Origin of the sequence: Streptomyces sp. NPDC005878, assembly GCF_040629815.1 — a bacterium.
Lineage (GTDB): Bacteria > Actinomycetota > Actinomycetes > Streptomycetales > Streptomycetaceae > Streptomyces.
On sequence record NZ_JBEXWK010000001.1, the window covers coordinates 118754 to 131107 of the forward strand.

A 12354-nucleotide genomic window follows, 5' to 3' on the forward strand; every position below is an offset into this window, starting at 1 on the left:
CCGAAAGGTCTGGCCCGGACGTGACCGCTGAATTCCGAGAGATCAGGGTGTGAGTACCGTGACCGCAAAGAACGAGAAGGCCAAGGCGAAGGCCGAGCAGGCCAAGGGAAAGGTCAAGGAGACCGTGGCCCGCGCCGTCGGCAACGAGAGCAAGACCGCCGAGGGCCGCACGGAGAAGTCCAAGGGCGATCTCCGCCAGGCCAAGGAAAAGGCGAAGGACGCTTTCAAGAAGTAACCGTCTCCCGGCCTTGCGGGGCCCCGCGACCCACGCGTCGCGGGGCCCCTTTTCCATGGCTCGTCACGGAGCGCAGTCCTACGGCTCGCGCGGTTCGCCGAACCCGGTCAGGATGGGTGGGCTGGGCCCGCCCCATGTTCAGGAGGACATGATGCTGCTGCCCGACAAGGAGACCCTCGCGCGGCTGCTCTCGCACTACCGGGCGCACGAACGCGCGGTCCTCGTCCAGCCCCACGAGCCTGCCCTGCGCAGGCGCTTCGAGGACACCGCCTACACGCTCTGTGTGCTCATGGGCGAGCGCACCGCACGCGAGGCCGTACACGCCGCCGAGCGCTATCTGGCCCTCGGCCGCCCCGCGCCGCGCCCCCCGTTCGCCCCGACGGCTCCCCCGCCGTCGGCGTCCAGGTAGCGCTCCCCCGGCGTACCCGGTCGTACACCGTACGACCGGGTACGTCAGGACGCGTCCGTCCCGGAGAAGGGGTGTCGGCGCGGTGTCACAGCTCGCGCAGCGCGGGCAGCAGCTTCGCCTCGGCCCACTCGATGAAGGGGAGCTGGTGCTCGCCGCCGATCTGGACGAGGGCGACCTCGGTGAAGCCCGCCTCGACGTACGGCCGTACGGCGTCGACGAAGGCCCCGACGTCGTCGCCGCACGGAATGGACTCCGCCACGTCCTTCGGGGTGACGAACTGCGTGGCGCCCTCGAAGCCGGACGGTCCGGGCAGCTCGGAGTTGACCGGCCAGCCGGAGGCGAACCACCGGAACTGGTCGTGGGCGCGGGCGACCGCCGCATCCCGGTCGGGGTCGTAGCAGACCGGCAGCTGCCCCACCCGGGGCTTGCCGGCCCCGCCGTGCCGGTCGAAGGACTGGAGCAGCTCCGCCTTGGGCTCGGTGGCGATGACGAGGTCGGCGGAGCGGCCCGCCAGCGCGCAGGAGACCTCGCCCGATACGGCGATCCCGATGGGCGGCGGCTCGTCCGGCAGGTCCCACAGCCGGGCGTTGGACACGTCGAAGTGGGCGCCCTGGTGGTTGACGTTGCCGCCTTCGAACAGGGCGCGGATGATGTCGACGGCCTCGTCCAGCATGTCGAGGCGGACCTGGGGCGAGGGCCATCCGGTGCCCACCACATGCTCGTTGAGGTTCTCGCCGGAGCCGAGGCCGAGCCGGAACCGCCCCTCGGACAGCAGCTGCATCGTCGCCGCCTTCTGCGCGACGACGACGGGGTGGTAGCGGAAGGTGGGGCAGGTCACGTACGTCATCAGCGGGATGCGCGTGGTGGCCTGGGCGGCCGCCCCGAGCACGCTCCAGGCGTACGAGGCGTGTCCCTGGGACTCCAGCCAGGGGAAGTAGTGGTCGGAGGTGACGGAGAAGTCGAAGCCGGCGCGCTCCGCGGCGACCAGGTCGGAGACGAGGGCGCGGGGGCCGGTCTGCTCGGTCATCATCGTGTAGCCGATTTGCACCATAACCTCACGTTTACCTGGCTCCTCGGATCGAAAACCTCCCGGCTGCGCCATCGCGGTCACCCTCTTGCGGGAGGCCCGCGAATGGCCCACTCCACACCGCCGTGGTCAGTCCGGCTGGAGCGAGCGCCACACACGGTCGGGCAGGAGCCGGTAGGCCTGGGCGAGGTCGATGTCGTACGTACTGGACAGCCAGCGGCGCGCTGTTTCGGCCGGGGGTCCGAGGACGAGGACGTCGATCAGGGGCGAGGGCAGCGGCACGATCTCGCCCGCTTCGATCCGGGGCCCCAGCCAGGCGGCGATCGCGGCCAGCTTGTCCGCCTTGACCCGGCGGATCTCGTCGGCGTGGGCGGCGAGGTAGCCGGAGTAGGCGGAGGCGTGCAGGAAGAGCGCCACGTCGGGGTGCTCCTCGGTGAAGCGCAGATAGCACTGCACGAGCGCGCGGATGCCGGTGCGGGCGGTGCGGGCCCGCATCAGCACGGCGGTCATCTCGTCGAAGAGCTGCTCCATGCAGCGGGTGTAGAGGGCGGCGGCGAGACCGTCGAAGCTGCCGAAGTGGTGGTAGAGGCTCCCGAGGCTGACCCCGCTGGCCCGGGTGACGGCGCTGACCGTGAACCCCTGCTGGCCCGACTCGGCGAACACCCGCAGCGCCGCGGTCAGCAGCCGGTCGATCGTGGCCTCGCCGCGCTGCTGCCTAGGCGACACGGCCGTGCTCCGCGCGGTGCCTGCCGGGCCCGTTCCGTCGCGCTCGGGCCGTGGGGGTGCTCCAGGGGGCACCGGTCGGGACGCTGTCTGCCATGGCGGCAACCCTAGCGCAGCGATCTCCACCGACCTGTAGAAGACTGTTCTAGAAATCGACTCCCCAACGCCCCTTCCAAGTACCACACTTGCCGTTATGACTCGACTGACGCGACGCCCGACCGGCGAACGGCCGGAGACCGACGCAGCCACCGAGGACGGCATCCTGGACGACTTCTGGTGGCCGGTGGCCACGCTGCCCGCCGCCGGTGAGGGCACCGAGGCGCAGCACCCGGCCGACTCGCTGACGGCGGGAAAACGGTGATGCGCGGGGCGGAACCGGTGTCTACTGTGGCGCGGTGACTCTTTCCCATGATGTGGCCGGAAGCGGCCCGGCGGTTCTCCTGCTCCACTCGACGGTCTGCGACCGGCGGATGTGGGAGCCCAACGTCCCCGCGCTCGTCGACGCCGGTTACCAGGTGGTCCGCTGCGACCTGCGCGGCTTCGGCGAGACCCCCATGCCCGACCGCCCGTACAACAACGCGGAGGACGTCGTCGCCCTCCTGGACACCCTCGGTATCGAACGCACGGCGCTGGTCGGGTCCTCCGGCGGCGGCCGGGTCGCGCTGGAGATCGCGGCCCGCATGCCCGAGCGGGTCACCGCCCTCGCGCTGCTCTGCACCGCGCTGGCCGGGCACGAACCCGGCGCCGAGCTCCAGGCGTTCGGCGAGCGCGAGGACACCCTGATCGAGACCGGTGACATAGCCGGGGCGACCGACCTCAACGTGGACGCCTGGGTGGGCCCGGAGGCCGACCGGGCGGTCCGCGAGCTGGTGCGCCGGATGCAGCGCAACGCCTTCGACGTCCAACTGGCCGCCGAGGAGGAGTTCGGGCAGATCAGGGTGGAGACCGACCCCGCCTCGATCAAGGCCCCGACGCTGCTGGTCTCGGGCGACCACGACTTCGCGGACTTCCACGACATCGCCGTCCGCCTCACCGGTCTGCTCGGTGACGCCCGGCACGTCGCGCTGCCCTGGGCGGGCCATCTGCCCAGCCTGGAGCGCCCGGACGAGGTGAACTCCCTGCTCGTCGGCTTCCTGCGCGAGACACACGCGGCGGGCTGAGCCCCGGCGGGTCCCCGCGGGGCCCCGGCGCCGTCAGCCGCCCGCCGCGTAACAGCGGACGGCCACGGTCCGCCGGGGCCCCCACTCCTGCTCGACCTCGGCCAGCAACTCCCAGCCCAGCCGCTCGTACAGGGCGATCGCGGCGGTGTCGGAGGCCACCACGTCGAGCACCGGATGCAGCCCGCGCGCCCGGGCCTCGCTGACCGCGCGGGCCAGGAGCAGCCCTCCGATGCCGTGGCCGCGCGCCCCGGGAGCGACGAAGAGCCGGCCGACCACCGCGGTCGCGTCGGGGCCCACACCCGCGCGGGCGCTCCACAGGCCGGGCGCCACATCACCGGTACCCCTGAGCGCCAGACCGACGTGCCCGGCCACCCGGCCGTCCAGTTCGGCCACCCAGGCCGAGAGGAGCGAGGGCGGGGCGAGCCAGTCGGCGGGGCGCTCGGGCCAGTTGACGGGGTAGCCGTCGCGCTCGTGCACGGCGGCGAGCGCCCGGACACAGGCGTCCAGGTCGCGGTCGGTCCGGGGGCGGAGGTACGGGTGGGCGTGGGACGGGACGGGGCTCTCGCTGTTCACCGCGTCATGGAAACACGGGCCCGGATCCGGTCGATTCGCCGCCTCCGGATGCCGGGGGCATGACGGGGGCCGTTGCCCATGAGGTGGGACGGTCGGCATCGGACCGGGGAGACGACGGACGGTCGCGGGGCCGCGGGTCAGACCAGGGCGTCGTGGACGAAGCACCAGCGCCAGTCCTCGCCCGGCTCGAAGGACCGCATGACGGGGTGCTCCTCGCTCGCGGCGTGCGCGCGGGCGTGCCGGCGCGGGGAGGAGTCGCAGCAGCCGACATGACCGCAGACGAGGCAGAGCCGCAGATGGACCCAGGGGGAGCCCTCGCGCAGACAGTCCTCGCACCCCTGCGGAGTGCGGGGCTCCACATCGCGGATCATGGCCAGATGCGGGTCGGGCTCGGTGGTCATCGCGTCCTCCGTCGGGGGGTGGCCTCCTGCGTCCTCCAGGGTAGGAACGCCCGGCACCGGCCGCACTCCGTCGCCGCTCGCTTCCGGGGCGCCGCGGAGGGACCCTGGGAGTACGTGGGCGAGCCCTGGAGGTGACCGCCATGACCGCACTCGCCGGGTGGCACGTGGAGCTGGAGTTCTCCCAGGTCGGGGACCGCACCAGCGCCGTGGGCCTCCTCAGACTCGCCGACGGCACCGAGATGAGGGGGCGCGGCTACGCCATGCGCCACCCCCTGGACCCCGAGCAGGTGCGGGTCGGCGAGGAGATCGCGGGTTCCCGGGTCCTGATGGACCTGGCGTCCCAACTGCTCCAGAAGGCGCACACCGAGATCGACGAGGCGGTGGGACACCGGACCCGCCCGCTGACGCGCTGACCCGCCGATGCGCTGACGCGCTGACCCACTGATCCGCCGACCCGCTGTCGCTGCGGCCACTGGCCGCGAGCACCGTCGAGAAACCCTCTCCGGACCCTCGGTCCACGCCCCCGTGACGGCCCTGGCGGGTGGGCGCGACGGCCCCGCGCCCCCGCCCCGGGGCGGGCCCCTCTCCCCCGCCGCCCCAGGCTCGCACGCGGCCCCGTACGCCCTCCACGCACCCCCTCTGATCTGGCCTTTCGTACGCGGGAAATTTACGATCACAGGACAGGGAAAGGGGGGACCGGATGGACCGGAACATCCGCACCATCGACGACGTACTCAAGCTCATGGACGGCCTGTTCGCGCCCGAGGCCGACCGGTGGACCGCCGGTGCGGCGTCCTGGTGGGACGAGTTCTACGCGGACCACGCCAAACCCGTGCCGTTCTTCGTGGCCAAGCCGGACGAGAACCTCGTGACGTATCTCGACCGCGGTCTGATCACCCCGGGCCGGGTGCTCGACCTGGGCTGCGGGCCGGGCCGCAACGCGCTCCACCTCGCCTCGCGGGGGTTCGAGGTGGACGCCGTCGACCTCTCCGCGGGGGCCGTCGAGTGGGCCGAGGAGCGCGCCAAGGAGGCGGGGGCCGACATCCGGTTCCACCGCGGCGACGCCTTCACGCTCGCCCACACGGTGCTGAGCGGTCCGTACGACCTGGTCTACGACTCCGGTTGCTTCCACCATCTGCCGCCGCACCGCCGTATCAGCTACCTCGACCTGCTCGACCGGGTACTGGCGCCGGGCGGCCACCTCTCCCTCACCTGTTTCGCGGCCGGTGAGATGGGCTCCGAGCTGCCCGACGGCGACTTCTACCGCCAGAAAGGGCTCCACGGCGGACTCGCCTACACGCCGCAGTCCCTGCGCTGGATCTTCTCCGACCTCGCGGAGGTCGAGCTGCGCCGGATGCGCAACGAACCCCCGGACTCGCCGCGCTTCGGTGAGCCGTTCCTATGGACCGCGCTCTTCCGCCGCGAGCCCGTGGCGTCGTAACGGACAGACGGAATCAGGCCGTTCACGGCACGGCACGCCGCGGCGCACCGCATCCCCTCCGGGTGGAAGGGGCGCGGTGCGTCCGGGGGTGCGGGGTCGTGCCGTGCGTACGGCTACCGCTTCGCGTAGTCCGAGTAGCCCATCCAGTCGATGATGACGCACGGCTCGTCGCCGAGGACCCAGGCGTCATGGCCGGGTGCGGCGTTCATGTAGTCGCCGGGGCCGAAGTCCTCCTCCTGGCCGTCGTTCATGACGACCTTGATGCGCCCGGAGATCACATAGCCGGCGTGGGCGACCAGGCAGCTGTCCGTCTGCGCGATCGGTTTGATGTGCTCGGACCAGCGCCAGCCGGGCTCGAACGTCGCCCGGCCGACCTGCCCCCCGCCGACGTTGACCAACTCCAGACGCCCCTTGCCGTCCTCGAACGGACGGACCTCCTCCGGCGCTTCGAAACTCTTGCGTACGAGACCGGCCATGAGTGCTTCTCCTCGGGCGGCGGGGTGGGTGGGGAACGAACGACGCTCCGAACGTAACCAGGGCCGGGGAGGGCCGCACACGGCATGGGCCGTCCGGGTGACGCGTGTGAAGGGTGAGGGGCGAAGGGCGGGGGACGGCGGGTGAGGGGCAAGGATCCGGGGGCGTCCGGCGGACGCGTACCGTCCGCCCCCGCGAATTCCCCCGGGCAGTGGTCCAGTGCGCGGCACCCCCGGTGACCCACGCTGTGGCGACCCCGCGCCCGGAATTGGTCTAGTCCTGTTTTGGTCCAGTCCATTGACATGTCTCTGATCACAGGGATATCCCATATCCAACACCGCTGCGCCCCACGGGAATTGGCGGGCCCTCCCCTCACACCTTGGACAGACATGAGACGCATGCGTACCCTCCGCGCGGTTCTCACCGCGACCGTCACCGCCGTGGCCACCGCGGGCCTCGCCGTGCTCGGCGGCGGCTCCGCCCAGGCCGCCACCCCCCTGCCGGCCCATGTCTTCGCCCCCTACTTCGAGGCCTGGACCGGCGACAGCCCCGCCGCCCTGGCCGCCCAGTCCGGCGCGAAGCACCTGACGATGGCGTTCATCCAGACGGCGTCCAAGGGCTCCTGCACGCCGTACTGGAACGGCGACAGCGGTATGCCGATCGCCTCCTCCACCTTCGGCGCCGACATCAAGACCATCCAGTCGCGCGGCGGGGACGTCATCCCGTCCTTCGGCGGCTACACCGCGGACACCACCGGCACCGAGATCGCCGACAGCTGTACCGACGTCAACCAGATCGCCGCCGCGTACGAGAAGGTCATCACGACCTACGACATCTCCCGGCTCGACATGGACATCGAGGTCGACTCGCTGGACAACAGCGCGGGCATCGACCGGCGCAACAAGGCGATCAAGCAGGTCCAGGACTGGGCGGCGGCCAACGGCCGCAAGGTGGAGATCTCGTACACCCTCCCCACCACCACCTCCGGTCTCGCCTCCAGCGGCCTCGCCGTGCTGCGCAACGCCGTGAGCAACGGGGCACGCGTCGACGTCGCCAACCTCATGACGTTCGACTACTACGACAACGCCTCCCACAACATGGCCAACGACACCCAGACGGCGGCCCAGGGGCTCTACAACCAGCTCGCCCAGCTCTACCCGGGCAAGTCCCCGGCCCAGCTGTGGGGCATGATCGGCGTCACCGAGATGCCGGGCGTCGACGACTTCGGCCCCGCCGAGACGTTCACGCTCGCCAACGCCACGCAGGTGTACAACTGGGCGGTCTCCAAGGGCATCAACACCCTCTCCTTCTGGGCGCTCCAGCGCGACAACGGCGGCTGCCCCGGCGGCGCCGCCGCGGACAACTGCTCCGGCATCCAGCAGAACACCTGGGACTTCAGCCACATCTTCGAGCCCTTCACCTCGGGCAGCACCGCTCCCGCCAACGACTTCTCCGTGGCGGCCTCACCCGCCACCGGGTCGGTGACGGCCGGCGGTTCGGCCACGACGACGGTCAAGACCGCGGTGACGGCGGGCCAGGCGCAGTCCGTGAACCTCACCGTCAGCGGCGCCCCGGCCGGGGTGACGGCCTCGCTCAGCCCCGCCTCGGTGACGGCGGGCGGCTCGTCCACGCTGACCGTGTCGACGACCTCGGCGGCCGTCTCGGGCACGTACACCCTCACCGTGACCGGCTCCAACGCCGCCGCGAGCCACTCGGCGACGTACACGCTGACCATCACCGGCGGCAGCGGCCACCAGTGCACGGCCACCCCGTGGAACACCACCTCCGTCTACACCGGCGGGACACAGGTGTCGCACAAGGGCCACACCTGGAAGGCCAAGTGGTGGACGCAGGGCGAGGAGCCCGGCACCACCGGCGAGTGGGGTGTGTGGCAGGACCTCGGGGCCTGCTGAACGCGGCGCGGCTGAGGCAGGGGTGTCCGGTGCGGTGCTCCGCGCCGGACACCCCCGCGTGCGGGCGCGGTGCGCCCTCGGTGTCTCAAAAGCGTCTGCCACGGGCCACCGGCCCGGCAAGCTTCTCGGTGATCGTCCGCAGCGGACGACATCTACATGTGCCGTGTGTGCCGAATGGAGCCCGAGCATGTCGAACATCCCCGCCGACCTGCGCTACACCCTGTTCCACCAGTGGGTCCGAGACGAGGGCGACGGCGTGCTCGCGGTGGGCCTCACCGACTATGCCCGACAGGCCCTCGGCGACATCGAGTTCCTCGACCTGCCCGACGCGGGGAAGACCGTCTCCCGCAAGGAGGCGGTCGGCACGGTGGAGTCGGTGAAGGCCGCGAACGACATCTACGCGCCCCTCGCGGGCGAGATCGTGGAGACCAACGCGGACGCGGTCGCCACCCCGCAGAAGGTCAACACCGAGCCGTACGGCGTCTGGCTCTTCAAACTCGCCCCCGCCGAGGGTGAGCCGGTGGATGAGCTCCTGACGGCGGAGCAGTACCGGGCGGCCACGGGCGCCTGAGCGGGCGCAACTCCGGTCGCCGCGGCGGGCGGTGGCGACCGGTGCCGGGACGCCGTCCCCCGCCCGTGTGCCGGGCGGCGGGCGCCGGGACGTGCGCGGGCGCCGGGACGTGCGCGGGCGCCGGGACGTGCGCGGGCGCCGGCCCCGGTCGTGCCGGGGCCGGCGCCCATGCGCTCGGGTACGTCACGCCACGGGCGGAGTGTTCTGCCCCCCGCCCTGCTCGCCCTCCGAGCCCAGCTGCTGCTTGAGCCTGTCCTGGGCCGTGTCCACCTGGCCGCTGTACTTGCCCTGCGTTTTGTCGTCGACGAAGTCACCGGCGCGGTCGACACCCTTACCCGCCTGGTCCTCGTGCCCCTTGAGCATTTGCTTGAGCTTGTCCATGACGGACATGTCGTGTCCTCCTAGAGCAGGCAGCCCCCGGACTCCAGGATCACCCCTTCCCCCGCCACTCCGCATCCGGGCGAAGGAACGCGGGAGGTCACCGGCCGGGCAGGGCCCCACCACCGCGGACGCGCTTCGCGAAACCACCGGGCCCCGGGCGGTCTCGTGCGGTCTACCGGCGTGCCGCCGCCACGAAGGCCCGGATCAGCCGCTCCGACTTCACCCCGCGTGCGCTCTCCACCCCGCTGGAGACGTCCACCCCCCACGCCCCCGTGGCCTCGACCGCCTGCCGGACGTTCTGCGGGTGCAGGCCTCCCGCGAGCAGCCAGCGGCCGGTGGGGGCGGTGAACCCGGGCGAGGCCCAGTTCCAGGGCTTGCCGGAGCCGGGGTCGGGGGCGTCGAGCAGCAGCATGTCCTCCTTCAGCTCCCCGCAGCGCACCGGGGTCCGGCCGGCGGAGGTGGCCCGGATCAGGGTGCGGCCCGGTGCGCGCAGGGCCCGGTAGTACTCGGGGCCCTCGTCGCCGTGGAACTGGACGGCGCGGATCCCGCTGTCCCGCGTCAGCCGCACGACCTCCTCCACCGGCTGCCCCCGGAAGACACCCACCGTGAGCACGTGCTCCGGGACCCGTTCGCTCAGGCGCCGGGCGGTTTCGGTGTCGACCGTGCGCGGGCTCTCGGCGAAGACGAACCCCACCGCGTCGGCCCCGGCCTCCACGGCCGTGTCCACGTCGCGCTCGGTCCGCAGCCCGCAGATCTTGACGAAGAGATCACTCATGGCCCCAGTCAACCAAACCCCCGGCCCCGGGCCGGCCCGCCTGGTCATGGGGGCGCGCGAAGTGCCGTACAGTTGTGTTCACCGACGCGGGGTGGAGCAGCTCGGTAGCTCGCTGGGCTCATAACCCAGAGGTCGCAGGTTCAAATCCTGTCCCCGCTACTGCCGAAGAGGCCCGCATCCCCTGGATGCGGGCCTCTTCGTTCGTCCCCTCGCGTCTACGGGTCCGTACGCCTCACAACGCGCGGTCCAGTAGCGCGAGCAGGGCCTCCCAGTGCCGGGCGTCGGCGGCCGCGTCGTAGGCCGCGGTGTCGGCCTGGGTGAAGCCGTGCTGGGCGCCCGTGTAGACCTCGGCCCGGTGGCGTACCCCGGCCGCCGAGAGCGCCTTGTCGAGGCGGTCGATCTGCTCGGCGGGCATGCCCGGGTCCTGGTCGGCGTGGCCGAAGTACAGCTCCGCGGTGATCTTCTCGGCGAGCAGGTGCGGGCTGTCGGGGGCGTCGGTGGCCATCCGGCCGCCGTGGAAGCCGGCGGCCGCCGCGACGCGCTCGGGGAAGGACCCGGCGGTGCGCAGGGCGAGGCTCGCGCCCATGCAGTAACCGGTGACGCCCACCGGCCCGTCCGTGGTCAGCGGGGACCGCGCCAGCCAGCTCAGATACGCGTCCGCGTCCCGTACCACCAGCTCGGAGGTGAGGGCGAATATGTGCGGGCCCAGGGTCTCGAAGAGGTCGGGGCGCTGCTGGGGGTCGATGAAGTCGGGCAGCTCGGCGATCGGCGCGCGGCCCGCGCGGTAGAACACGTTGGGGACCAGGACGGTGTATCCGGCCGCCGCGATGCGGTCGGCCATCCCGTTGAGATGGGGGCGGAGCCCGAAAGCGTCCATGTAGAGCAGGACCCCGGGGTGCGGGGTGTTGTCGTCGGGGTGGACGAGGTAGGCGTCGGCGGTGCCGTCCTGCGTGGGGATGTCCACGGAGGATCCGAGCACTGTGGTCATGAACGTCTCTCTTCTCGTTCGGTGTTGCACGCGGGACACCTCGCCAGCGTGTCACAACGACCGGGACGCGAAGATCCTTTTCTTGCCGTTCCGCACCGGTTGGGCGGATCCGCTGTGCGGCGTTTTCCGGCCGTTTCCCGTTCCACGGGCCGGAATTGACCCCGCCGGGGCGGTGGCGGCGGTGGGGCCGCCGCACACCGTCCCGGCGCGTCCGCCGGCCCGGGGCCGGTTCGGATGCCACAAGGCGTCAGGTCAGGACCACGACCTTGTGCATGCCCTCGGCGACGTGCGGGATGCCGGTCTTGTCGTCCGGCACGAAGCAGAGCAGCGCGTAGGTGCCCGGCGGCAGGTGGTGGGTCTGCAGCAGGGCGGTGCGTCCCGGCGAGATGGCGCCGAGGCCGAGCGAGGGCCCGGTGAAGGGCGGCCGGCCGGAGGGGGTGGAGGCGAAGAACTTCTGGAGCTGGGCGTCGGTGGTGCCGCGCTTGACGGGCTGGAGGCCCATCTCGTGGATCTCGTCCGAGGCGTTGTGGACGAGGACGTTCTCCCCGGCCCGGCGCAGGCCGTTGACGTCGAAGCGGGGGCCCTTCGCGGTCTCGCGGGTGATCACGATGCTGTCGGGGAAGTCCGCCAGGTCGCCGGACGAGCCGTCGCGCAGGTGCAGCACGCGGGTGACGGGGTGGGCCGGGTCGGCGAGGAAGGCGGTGAAGTCCAGGAGGACGACCGGGCCGGCGCCGACGGGGGTGGTGAAGGTCTCCGGCACGGACGGGGTGACCTGGGCGCCGCCGAGCAGCTCGGCCTCGTCCCGCACCGCGGAGATGCCTCGCGCGGCGGCGGCGGGCTTCCTGCTGACGGCCTTGCCCAGATCGGCGAGGACCTTGCGTACGGAGACACCGCGGTGCGGCCGGAAGGCCTGGAGGAAGTGGCCCTTGGGGTCGTCGGTCCGTACGTGGAAGGCCACCAGGCCGGCCTGTGCGGTGTCCGGGGCGTGGATGCCCGAGGCCCCGATCGCCACCTCCACCCGGCTGCCGTGGTGGCCGCCGTGCTCCTCGCCACGGGCGGTGGCATCGGCGGTGGCGGCGCCACCGAGGGCGGTGGCGAAGGCCAGGGCGGCGGCGGCCGCCGCCCTGGTCCCGCTGCGCAGCAGTGCGGTACGCATGAGTCTCCTGTCGTCGTGTGACCCCCTGTCACAGAGCAGCACCTCGGGCGCTGAGTGACCGTCAGCCACGCAGACGACGGGGCCGATCGGGGTATCCCCGCACCGGCCGGGCTCAGAGCCTGTCCTT

The 12354-nt window shown here is 72.1% G+C and carries 17 protein-coding genes and 1 tRNA gene; 9 read left to right on the forward strand and 9 right to left on the reverse strand.

The annotated features are described in order from the left end of the window. Positions 1–49: 49 nt before the first annotated feature. A complete protein-coding gene (locus tag ABZ404_RS00600) occupies positions 50–235 on the forward strand; it encodes a CsbD family protein (protein WP_358834768.1) in 186 nt (61 codons plus the stop codon). Between the two features lie 55 nt (positions 236–290). Further along, positions 291–644: a DUF5133 domain-containing protein gene (locus ABZ404_RS00605; RefSeq protein ID WP_358834769.1), complete on the forward strand. Its 354-nt coding sequence runs from the start codon at positions 291–293 to the stop codon at positions 642–644. Positions 645–729: 85 nt separating this feature from the next. Here the strand turns inward: ABZ404_RS00605 and ABZ404_RS00610 are convergent, their stop codons facing one another. Beyond that, positions 730–1695 (reverse strand): LLM class F420-dependent oxidoreductase, encoded by a 966-nt coding sequence (locus ABZ404_RS00610; protein ID WP_358834770.1) that lies wholly within the window; start codon positions 1693–1695, stop codon positions 730–732. A 105-nt stretch (positions 1696–1800) separates the two neighbouring features. Beyond that, complete coding sequence (locus ABZ404_RS00615; protein WP_358834771.1) at positions 1801–2397, reverse strand: TetR/AcrR family transcriptional regulator; 597 nt, start codon at positions 2395–2397, stop codon at positions 1801–1803. A 190-nt stretch (positions 2398–2587) separates the two neighbouring features. Between ABZ404_RS00615 and ABZ404_RS00620 the strand changes: the two genes are divergently transcribed. Together ABZ404_RS00620 and ABZ404_RS00625 are read left to right on the forward strand one after the other, a co-directional pair. Continuing rightward, positions 2588–2755, forward strand: a complete 168-nt coding sequence (locus ABZ404_RS00620) for a hypothetical protein (protein ID WP_358834772.1) — start codon at positions 2588–2590, stop codon at positions 2753–2755. A 34-nt stretch (positions 2756–2789) separates the two neighbouring features. Then, positions 2790–3554, forward strand: coding sequence for an alpha/beta fold hydrolase (locus ABZ404_RS00625; protein ID WP_358834773.1), 765 nt, complete (start codon positions 2790–2792; stop codon positions 3552–3554). A gap of 33 nt (positions 3555–3587) precedes the next feature. Here ABZ404_RS00625 and ABZ404_RS00630 read toward each other — a convergent pair whose 3' ends face one another. Both ABZ404_RS00630 and ABZ404_RS00635 read right to left on the reverse strand, forming a co-directional pair. Continuing rightward, positions 3588–4127 carry a GNAT family N-acetyltransferase gene (locus ABZ404_RS00630; RefSeq protein WP_358989939.1) on the reverse strand — a complete coding sequence of 180 codons (540 nt, stop codon included), beginning with the start codon at positions 4125–4127 and terminating at the stop codon, positions 3588–3590. Between the two features lie 137 nt (positions 4128–4264). Then, positions 4265–4528, reverse strand: a complete 264-nt coding sequence (locus tag ABZ404_RS00635; protein ID WP_358837209.1) for a UBP-type zinc finger domain-containing protein — start codon at positions 4526–4528, stop codon at positions 4265–4267. A 140-nt stretch (positions 4529–4668) separates the two neighbouring features. On the opposite strand from ABZ404_RS00635, the gene ABZ404_RS00640 reads away from it, so the two are divergent. Both ABZ404_RS00640 and ABZ404_RS00645 read left to right on the forward strand, forming a co-directional pair. After that, complete coding sequence (locus tag ABZ404_RS00640; RefSeq protein ID WP_358837210.1) at positions 4669–4941, forward strand: DUF1876 domain-containing protein; 273 nt, start codon at positions 4669–4671, stop codon at positions 4939–4941. Positions 4942–5228: 287 nt separating this feature from the next. Next, a complete protein-coding gene (locus ABZ404_RS00645; RefSeq protein ID WP_358837211.1) occupies positions 5229–5969 on the forward strand; it encodes a class I SAM-dependent methyltransferase in 741 nt (246 codons plus the stop codon). A 113-nt stretch (positions 5970–6082) separates the two neighbouring features. Here the strand turns inward: ABZ404_RS00645 and ABZ404_RS00650 are convergent, their stop codons facing one another. Then, the gene (locus ABZ404_RS00650; protein WP_358837212.1) at positions 6083–6445 is read right to left on the reverse strand and encodes a cupin domain-containing protein; all 363 of its coding nucleotides are present in this window, start codon (positions 6443–6445) and stop codon (positions 6083–6085) included. Positions 6446–6832: 387 nt separating this feature from the next. Here ABZ404_RS00650 and ABZ404_RS00655 point away from each other — a divergent pair, with 387 nt between their 5' ends. Further along, positions 6833–8356, forward strand: coding sequence for a chitinase (locus ABZ404_RS00655; RefSeq protein ID WP_358837213.1), 1524 nt, complete (start codon positions 6833–6835; stop codon positions 8354–8356). 187 nt (positions 8357–8543) lie between these two features. After that, the gene (gene gcvH, locus ABZ404_RS00660) at positions 8544–8927 is read left to right on the forward strand and encodes a glycine cleavage system protein GcvH (RefSeq protein WP_358837214.1); all 384 of its coding nucleotides are present in this window, start codon (positions 8544–8546) and stop codon (positions 8925–8927) included. Between the two features lie 183 nt (positions 8928–9110). Here the strand turns inward: gcvH and ABZ404_RS00665 are convergent, their stop codons facing one another. Both ABZ404_RS00665 and ABZ404_RS00670 read right to left on the reverse strand, forming a co-directional pair. Then, a complete protein-coding gene (locus tag ABZ404_RS00665) occupies positions 9111–9317 on the reverse strand; it encodes an antitoxin (protein WP_358837215.1) in 207 nt (68 codons plus the stop codon). 163 nt (positions 9318–9480) lie between these two features. Next, positions 9481–10083, reverse strand: coding sequence for a phosphoribosylanthranilate isomerase (locus ABZ404_RS00670; protein WP_358989942.1), 603 nt, complete (start codon positions 10081–10083; stop codon positions 9481–9483). An 85-nt stretch (positions 10084–10168) separates the two neighbouring features. Here ABZ404_RS00670 and ABZ404_RS00675 point away from each other — a divergent pair. Next, positions 10169–10242: transfer RNA gene (locus ABZ404_RS00675), tRNA-Met, on the forward strand. 73 nt (positions 10243–10315) lie between these two features. Here the strand turns inward: ABZ404_RS00675 and ABZ404_RS00680 are convergent. Both ABZ404_RS00680 and ABZ404_RS00685 read right to left on the reverse strand, forming a co-directional pair. Next, on the reverse strand, positions 10316–11071 hold the full coding sequence (locus ABZ404_RS00680; RefSeq protein WP_358837816.1) for a dienelactone hydrolase family protein: 756 nt from the start codon (positions 11069–11071) through the stop codon (positions 10316–10318). 247 nt (positions 11072–11318) lie between these two features. Continuing rightward, on the reverse strand, positions 11319–12227 hold the full coding sequence (locus tag ABZ404_RS00685; RefSeq protein ID WP_358837817.1) for a hypothetical protein: 909 nt from the start codon (positions 12225–12227) through the stop codon (positions 11319–11321). Positions 12228–12354 lie beyond the last annotated feature (127 nt).

What these genes read in the sequence shown, in the direction of transcription:
- ABZ404_RS00605 (WP_358834769.1), top strand. Translation starts at nt 291, where the DNA reads ATGGCTCGTCACGGAGCGCAGTCCTACGGCTCGCGCGGTTCGCCGAAC.
- ABZ404_RS00610 (WP_358834770.1), bottom strand. Translation starts at nt 1,695, where the DNA reads ATGGTGCAAATCGGCTACACGATGATGACCGAGCAGACCGGCCCCCGC.
- ABZ404_RS00620 (WP_358834772.1), top strand. Translation starts at nt 2,588, where the DNA reads ATGACTCGACTGACGCGACGCCCGACCGGCGAACGGCCGGAGACCGAC.
- ABZ404_RS00635 (WP_358837209.1), bottom strand. Translation starts at nt 4,528, where the DNA reads ATGACCACCGAGCCCGACCCGCATCTGGCCATGATCCGCGATGTGGAG.
- ABZ404_RS00640 (WP_358837210.1), top strand. Translation starts at nt 4,669, where the DNA reads ATGACCGCACTCGCCGGGTGGCACGTGGAGCTGGAGTTCTCCCAGGTC.
- ABZ404_RS00645 (WP_358837211.1), top strand. Translation starts at nt 5,229, where the DNA reads ATGGACCGGAACATCCGCACCATCGACGACGTACTCAAGCTCATGGAC.
- ABZ404_RS00650 (WP_358837212.1), bottom strand. Translation starts at nt 6,445, where the DNA reads ATGGCCGGTCTCGTACGCAAGAGTTTCGAAGCGCCGGAGGAGGTCCGT.
- ABZ404_RS00655 (WP_358837213.1), top strand. Translation starts at nt 6,833, where the DNA reads ATGAGACGCATGCGTACCCTCCGCGCGGTTCTCACCGCGACCGTCACC.
- gcvH (WP_358837214.1), top strand. Translation starts at nt 8,544, where the DNA reads ATGTCGAACATCCCCGCCGACCTGCGCTACACCCTGTTCCACCAGTGG.
- ABZ404_RS00665 (WP_358837215.1), bottom strand. Translation starts at nt 9,317, where the DNA reads ATGTCCGTCATGGACAAGCTCAAGCAAATGCTCAAGGGGCACGAGGAC.
- ABZ404_RS00670 (WP_358989942.1), bottom strand. Translation starts at nt 10,083, where the DNA reads ATGAGTGATCTCTTCGTCAAGATCTGCGGGCTGCGGACCGAGCGCGAC.
- ABZ404_RS00680 (WP_358837816.1), bottom strand. Translation starts at nt 11,071, where the DNA reads ATGACCACAGTGCTCGGATCCTCCGTGGACATCCCCACGCAGGACGGC.
- ABZ404_RS00685 (WP_358837817.1), bottom strand. Translation starts at nt 12,227, where the DNA reads ATGCGTACCGCACTGCTGCGCAGCGGGACCAGGGCGGCGGCCGCCGCC.